Here is a 6471-nt window from a genome sequence, read left to right as displayed (position 1 = left end):
CGTGTGCTGGTTCGGCACGCAGCCGGTGACCAGCGGCTGCTCGGGGTCGCCACCGATAAAGCTGACCAGCACTTCCATGCCGATCCGCGGGATGATCACGTGACCAAACCCCTCACCCGCCCAACTGGTGGCCACGCGCACCCAGCAGCTGGAGAACTCGTTGCGCTCGCCTTCGCGGTCCCAATGAAACTGAATCTTTATGCGCGAGAATTCGTCACACCAGATTTCCTCACCGGCAGGGCCGGTCACCAGCGCGGTCTGGCTGCTCAGGCGGGGCTTGGCGGCGGGCTCTTGCGGCCGAAAGAAGGTGTCCCAGGGAATGGCGCTGAAGCGGTTGCGGTAACCCTGGGTAAAGCCGCCGTGGCGGTCGTCGCCGGTGACCGACTCTTCCAGCACCTGCGGTTGTCGACCTTCATGCTCAACGCTCGCCAGCAGCCACATCTGGTTGTACTCGCTGCGCGGATGCTCGGTCAGGGTCACCAGATGGCCACAGCGGAAGTTCGGCAGATCGCCCTGACCCTTGGCCAACTGGTAGTCGGCGCGGTGGCCTTCGAGGGCGATCTGGCTCAGTTGCTGGCCCACCGCGCCGGTGCTATAGCGGCCCGGGTAGCGATAGTCCTCAAGGATTGGTAGCGCCTCGCTCTGTGCGCAACTGTGCAAAGTGCTGGGCACCGGATCGAGCTTGGCGCCGTTGGACGCGCTACGCGGGTCGGGCTTTTTCAGGTCGTAGTCGCGGCGCACCACCTGGCTGGTGCGGGTGCTGAAACGCACCGCAAAATGGTTGACCACCGGGTCTTCGGCAGCCAGGCCACTGCCTTGCTGATAGCGCGCCTGGGCCAGGATCGGGTAGTCGGTCTGATTGTCGGAGAACACCAGCAGGTGCTGGTCGAGGCTGTGTTCGTGGTGCCAGTGAATGCCGTCTTCGAAGCACAGGCGTTGTAGAAACTGGAAATCCGTCTCGCCGTATTGCACGCAATACACCCGGGGCACCGAAGGCTTGGGGGCAATGTTGAAGCGGTATTGGTCGGCCAGGATGCCGTGCTCCTTGAGCACCTTGGCAATGATCTGCGGCACCGTCAGGTTCTGGTAGACCCGTTGGTTGTGGCGGTGCTGCAACTGATAAAGGTGGGGACGCAGGATCAGGTGATAGCGGGTCATGCGCTTGCCGCTGTCGCCGATTTCGATGTCGTCGATCAGGCCGTGGATGCCTTCACCCTTGAGGCCGAACTGCAAGAATGCCGGTTGGTTGAGCAGGCTCTCCAGATCGACGTTGGGGTTGTCCGAAACCAGCTCGATATGGATCGCATACAGCTCGCTGATGGCTTCGCGACCCTTGAAGGCCAGCACCTTGAAGTCGTGGTGAACGGAAGGGATGGACAGCACGAAATGCGCAGTGTCGGCCGGCGCGAACATAGGCTCATCCTTAAGCTTGAGAGAGGCCAGACCCGCGCCGTACCTGGCCCGGGTGTCAATGGGTGCTCAAACTAACAATGCAGCAGAAAAGTTGAGTTAAGAGACTTCCTAAAGGCGATCTGAATATTCCGAGCTTCGAAATCTGGCCTCAACGAAGAGCCGGGGTGTTTAAGCTTTGGCACCGTTAATTTTTTTCAAATGCCATGACTCAACACACGATCAAGAACATTGAAGGTATGCAGCAACTGGCCTTGGCCCGGGGTGGTGCGTGCCTGTCCGAGACCTACGGCAATCTCTCTACGCGACTGTCCTGGCGCTGCGGGTTGGGGCATGAGTGGTTGGCCGACCCTTACCGGGTCATTCGCGGTAGTTGGTGCCCGGTGTGCGCTCGTCTGCAGCGGCGCGACACGCTGCAAACCGCGCAGCAGGTTGCCGTAGAGCGGGATGGGCAATGTCTTTCGACGCACTACGAGTCGCGCCGGAGGCGCCTGGAATGGCAGTGTGTGTTGGGGCATCGCTGGCACGCGACATTCGCGAGCATTAAACAGGGCAGTTGGTGTCCGACCTGTTTTCGTGTGAGAAAGCGCGACACTCTGGAGGAGATGCAGGAGATTGCGGCTCGACGCGGCGGACGTTGTTTATCCAAAACCTATATCGACAGCGCCCATGCCTTGCTCTGGGAGTGTGGTAAGGGGCATCGCTGGAAAGCGGTTCCGGCTAGCGTCAAGCACCGTAGCTGGTGCCCGGTGTGTGCCACGGATAAAAGGCGGCGCACCTTGGAAGACGCTCAAGCGGCCGCCCGAACGCGCGGTGGAAAGTGCCTAGCCGTTGAGTACATCAACAGCAGCAGAGCCTTGAGTTGGCGTTGTGCGCAAGGTCATACCTGGGAAGCCTCCTTTGCCAGGGTCAAGCAAGGTGCCTGGTGCCGCCAATGCTATTACGACAGCATGCGCAGCAACATTAAAGCCATGAAAAATATGGCCCGGGCACGTGGCGGCGACTGCCTCTCGAAAGACTACATTGACTCACAAACCAAGTTGCAGTGGCGGTGCAGTCTCGGACATACCTGGTATGCGATTCCAAACTCCGTTACGCAAGGCTGTTGGTGTCCAGAGTGCTCTTTCCTGGCCAAGTGTCGTCATGAGCACAAGCGACTCAAGTATCTGTAGATCCATTACCTCAGATCAAGGCATCAGGTTGATGACTGCAGCATCGCCGCGAGGGAGCAAGCTCCCTCTTCACTGAGATTTCGACTTCGCTCAGTACAAGCTGAGCCGACGGTCCAGGTGCACATGGTTATGGTCACTGATGGACTTGTGCCAGGCCTGGGCCAGCCGCAGATCCGCCAAGAGCAATTGCTCCGCGGTGGTTCGTCCCTTACCCGTCAATGGATAGCCGTCGGCATCGACGATGGTCGAGCCGCCCACCCAGTTCACCCCGCGTTCCTGGCCACAGCGATCACAGGCGGCAATGAACATCCGGTTGACTGCCGCATTGGCCTGCACCCGGACCATCTCCGCCGGACGCTCACTGGCCGGGCGCGGGCCGTCCGGCCAGTTCACCGGCGCGCATAGCAGCGCCGCCCCCGCCAGGGCCGGCAGGCGCACCCACTCGGGGAACTCCAGGTCGTAGCAGATCATCATGGCAATCGGCCCGAAGCGCGTGGCCACCACCGGCGGCGGCTCGTCACCCGGGGTGAAGATCAGGTTCTCCTGATCCCACAGGTGGGCCTTGCGATACACCGTCAGCGTTCCTTCAGGCTCGATGAGGGCGGCGCTGTTGGCCACCCGATCATCGTCCAGACGCTCGCAGAAGCCGCCGACAATCACCACCTGCAGCTCTTGGGCCAGACTTTTCCACAGGCTCAAGGTCGGCCCGTCGAGGTTTTCGGACAGGGCCAGGGCTTCGGCCAGACCGCTGAACACGTAGCCGCTTTGCACCAGTTCCGGCAGCACCACCACCTGGGCGCCGCGGGCGGCGGCCTGGCGGATGGCTTCGGCGCTGAGGGTGCGGTTGTAGTCCAGGTCGCCGATCCGTGGTGCCAGTTGCTGGCAGGCCACTTTCAGGGATGTCTGGGGGATCATTGCGCGCCTCCTTCCAGTTGCTGTTCGCTGGCCTGGATGGCCAGGCGTTCCGCTTCCAGGTCCAGGTTGCGGGTCAGCGCCCAGTAGACCAGCCCGGCCACCGCCAGGCCAATCACGAAGGCGATGTCGGCGCCGCCCAGGGCCTGGGACAGCGGACCCTGGTAGAAGCTCAGGGACATGAACGGCACCATCGCCAGCAGGCCGAGAAAATACGCCAGCAGCCCGGCGCTGGACCAGCGGCCATAGATTCCGGCGGGATTGAAGATATGGCTGATGGCGTAGCGGCCTTTGCGCACCAGGTAGAAGTCCGCGAGGTTGACCGCAGTCCAGGGCACCAGGAAATACAGCATCAGCAGGACAAAGGTGTTGAAGCTGCCCAGGTAGCTTTCGGGAATGTTCATGGCGATCAGGAAGATCACCACCGCCACCAGCAGGATGCCGGTCACCCGGCTCTTGAGGTTGGGCTTGATCGACTTGAAGCCGTCGATGGCACTGATGCCGGTGAGCATGGCGCCGTAGCAGTTGACCGCCATGATGCCCACCAGCGCCGGCACCGCGATCAGCACCGTGAATGTACCGAAGCCGGGAATCAGGCTGTTGCCCACTTCGCGCACGCTGGCGATGGCATCCGGTGAAGGCAGGGCGGAAGCCAGGAAGGCCCCCAGGGACATCAGCCACAGGGCCGAGCCGGCGGCGCCCAGGTAGGTCCAGAAGATCACCTGGCGCGACGGTGTCTGGTGCGGCAGGTAGCGCGAATAGTCGGACACGTACACCGAATAGCTGATCTGGTAACCGGCGGCGGCTGACAGCTGGATCAGGAACGCCGACCAGGAAAAGTGCGGGTCGGCCAGGGCCGAGTCGGCCTGCAGAGTCAGCAGGGCGCTGACGGTCAGCACGGCGAACACGCTGATCATCACGTAGGTCAGCCAGCGTTGCACGGTGTGCAACAGGTCATGGCCAACCACCGCGATCAGCACCGCGATGGCGATCATCAGGGTGTACCAGGGCGCCCGGGCGCCGGGGATCACCGTGTTGATGGCGTCGGTGGCGAGGATCACGTTGAACACGTTGAAGCCGATGTAGACGAACACCACCGCGGTGAACGGCACGATGGCGCCCCGCAGGCCGAACTGGGCCCGAGACTGGATCATCTGCGGCAGGCCCATGCGCGGGCCCTGGTTGGCGTGGAAGGCCATGCAGAAGGTGCCCAGGCACACGCCGATGACGATCGCCAGGATGGCGTATTGCAGACTCAGGCCCAGTGCCGCGCCGGTGAAGCCGGTGACCATGGTGGTGAGCACGAAGTTGCCGGTGAACCAGAAGGGCCCCTGGTGCCAGACCTTGCCGTGGCGTTCATCGCGCGGCACGTAGTCGATGGAACGGGTTTCGATCGCAAGGCCCGGAGGATGGGCTTTCTCGGTGACGCAAGAAGAGGTCGTCATGGGCTACAGCCTTGTTTTTATAGGTCGACCCCGGAGTCTCGGACAAACGCAGCGGTTGTTGAATCAGTGGGGGCAAATAATCAGTTCAGGAATTTGTGAACTGATGTGGGGGGCTTGACGGGCCTCTTCGCTGGCAAGCCAGCTCCTACGGGGCGGGAGGCGTGCTGGCCGTTGTAGGAGCCGGCTTGCCGGCGAAGGCGCCCGTGAGAGCGGCGCCCGGGCTGCGGGCCTCTTCGCTGGCAAGCCAGCTCCTACGGGGCGGGAGGTGTGCTGGCCGTTGTAGGAGCCGGCTTGCCGGCGAAGGCGCTCGTGAGAGCGGCGCCCGGGTTGCGGGCCTCTTCGCTACATGCGGGGGGGGTGGGTCAGGCGCTCATTACGGTGCGGATGTCCGCCGCCAGTTCGCGCACACGCTCTTCTTCGGTGTCCCAGGAGCACATGAAGCGCGCGCCACCCTTGCCGATGAAGGTGTAGAAGCGCCAGCCCCTGGCGGTCAGGGCGGCAATCGCCGGTTCCGAGAGTTGCAGGAACACGCCGTTGGCCTGCACCGGGAACATCAGCTCAACGCCGGGAATGTCTTCCACCAGCTTGGCGAGCAGTTGTGCGCAGTGGTTGGCGTGACGGGCGTGCTTGAGCCAGGCGTCATGTTCCAGCAGACCGACCCAGGGCGCCGAGAGAAAGCGCATTTTCGAGGCCAGTTGACCGGCCTGCTTGCAGCGGTAGTCGAAGTCTTCCGCCAGTTTGTGGTTGAAGAACAGGATCGCTTCACCCACCGCCATGCCGTTTTTCGTACCGCCAAAGCACAGCACGTCCACGCCGGCTTTCCAGGTCAGCTCCGCCGGGGTGCAGCCGAGGAAGGCGCAGGCGTTGGAGAAGCGCGCACCGTCCATGTGCAGGTTCAGCCCCAGCTCCTTGCAGGTGGCGCTGATGGCACGGACTTCTTCCGGGGTGTAGACGCTGCCCACTTCAGTGGCCTGGGTCAGGGTCACCACCCGCGGCTTGGGGTAGTGGATGTCCTGGCGCTTGAGGGCGATCTCGCGGATCGATTCCGGGGTCAGCTTGCCGTTCTGGGTGCCAGCGATCAGCAGCTTGGAACCGTTGGAGAAGAACTCCGGGGCGCCGCATTCGTCGGTTTCGACGTGGGCGGTTTCCGAGCAGATCACGCTGTGGTAACTCTGGCACAGCGACGACAGGGCCAGGGAGTTGGCGGCGGTGCCGTTGAAGGCGAAGAACACTTCGCAGTCGGTTTCGAACAATCTGCGGAAATGATCCGAGGCGCGAGCGGTCCACTGGTCGTCGCCGTAAGCGCGCTCGTGGCCGTGGTTGGCCTGCTCCATGGCGGCCCAGGCTTCAGGGCAGATGCCGGAGTAGTTGTCGCTGGCGAATTGTTGGCTCTTGTCGGTCATGGCCGGCTCCGTGGTCGATGATGGTGCGCACTTTACCCAAGAATAATGGCCCAGCACACGTTCTGTTTATGCCGGAATAATGCATGGCCCATAAGGATTTATGTGTGATGCGATGCTGAAAACCGACAA

Annotated in this window: 4 protein-coding genes; all 4 read right to left on the bottom strand. The window is 62.4% G+C overall.

The features are described 5' to 3' along the window. A partial coding sequence (gene tssI, locus BLX41_RS21835) for a type VI secretion system tip protein TssI/VgrG (protein WP_259745065.1) occupies positions 1–1413 on the bottom strand: 1413 nt, incomplete at its 3' end. 1259 nt (positions 1414–2672) lie between these two features. After that, positions 2673–3497, bottom strand: a complete 825-nt coding sequence (locus BLX41_RS21830; RefSeq protein ID WP_123726565.1) for a nitrilase-related carbon-nitrogen hydrolase — start codon at positions 3495–3497, stop codon at positions 2673–2675. Next, positions 3494–4939 carry a purine-cytosine permease family protein gene (locus tag BLX41_RS21825; protein WP_123726564.1) on the bottom strand — a complete coding sequence of 482 codons (1446 nt, stop codon included), beginning with the start codon at positions 4937–4939 and terminating at the stop codon, positions 3494–3496. The genes BLX41_RS21830 and BLX41_RS21825 overlap by 4 nt, the downstream gene beginning before the upstream one ends. A gap of 362 nt (positions 4940–5301) precedes the next feature. Next, positions 5302–6342, bottom strand: coding sequence for a threonine aldolase family protein (locus BLX41_RS21820; RefSeq protein WP_123726563.1), 1041 nt, complete (start codon positions 6340–6342; stop codon positions 5302–5304). Positions 6343–6471 lie beyond the last annotated feature (129 nt).

Source organism: Pseudomonas protegens (assembly GCF_003732485.1).
Classification (GTDB): Bacteria; Pseudomonadota; Gammaproteobacteria; order Pseudomonadales; family Pseudomonadaceae; genus Aquipseudomonas; species Aquipseudomonas protegens_B.
Note: the sequence above shows the minus strand (reverse complement) of the source record. Positions and strands in the feature narration are given on the sequence as shown.